The 942-nt window shown below is 27.0% G+C and carries 1 protein-coding gene; it reads right to left on the bottom strand.

Going from position 1 to position 942, the window contains the following annotated elements:
* The coding region (locus AJ889_RS02600) for a 6-hydroxymethylpterin diphosphokinase MptE-like protein (RefSeq protein WP_148123998.1) at window positions 1-927 on the bottom strand (927 nt) is incomplete at its 3' end.
* Between the last annotated feature and the right edge of the window lie 15 nt (window positions 928-942).

Here is a 942-nt window from a genome sequence, read left to right as displayed (position 1 = left end):
ATTAGGATGCGTAGCACATGAAAGTATATTTAAAGAAGTTTTATTTTCTTTATTTTGAAAAAAATTCATTGCTAGATCAGTAAAATCTAAATTCGTAACATAATCAGGCACTATACCTTCTTTTTCAAGCATACTTAAAGCCCCATCAGCACAAAAGATCACTGCTTTATCTTGATAAGCTTTAAGTAAAGGAAGTTGTTTAGCTAAACTAGGTCCTGCAGAAACTACTATAGTATTATCAAATTTGTTTTTTCTTTCACTTAAGATTCTTTGAAAAGGAATGCTTTCAAGCATAGAAGGGATGTTTTGTAAAAGATGAGAATAACACTCAAAAGAAAGATCAGAATTAGAACCTAAATTTCTTATCACAACTTTAATATTTTTCTCGCAAAGCTCGTCTGCTTTATGCCAAATATCCTCATAAAACTTTTTATAATAAACATTATTTACAAACATTTCATATAAACTTAAGTACTCAGATATATCTTTCATATCAAAAAGTATAAGCAGTTGAATATCCACTCTTTCTTCTTCGATATCCGCAAGATAAATTTTTCCACTATAAAGCTCCTCACTCAAATCTATCACACTTAAAGCCAAGATAAAAAGTTCGATTTCACTTTCAAATATAAAAAGATGTTTATAGTGTTTGGATAAATTTTTAATAAGTAAAGCATTGCCTATACCATAAATACATGCAAAAGGATATCTATGAGTTTTTTCTAAAATACTTTGATAGAAAAAATTTATTTCTTCTTCTAAATTTTCATACATAAAAACATTATGAGTTTTATCATAGATATTTAAATTTTCATCTATATTAAAACGAGAGCAAGTTTTATTTTGTATGAAATTTAAAAGTTTATTTCCTAAGGGTTCATTTACCCCACTTAATAAAGCTTGTATGTTTTTTTCTAGTATGGTCATTGGGTTTCCTTAAAA

The organism is Campylobacter sp. BCW_6468 (genome assembly GCF_001762865.1).
GTDB lineage: Bacteria > Campylobacterota > Campylobacteria > Campylobacterales > Campylobacteraceae > Campylobacter_D > Campylobacter_D jejuni.
Note: the sequence above shows the minus strand (reverse complement) of the source record. Positions and strands in the feature narration are given on the sequence as shown.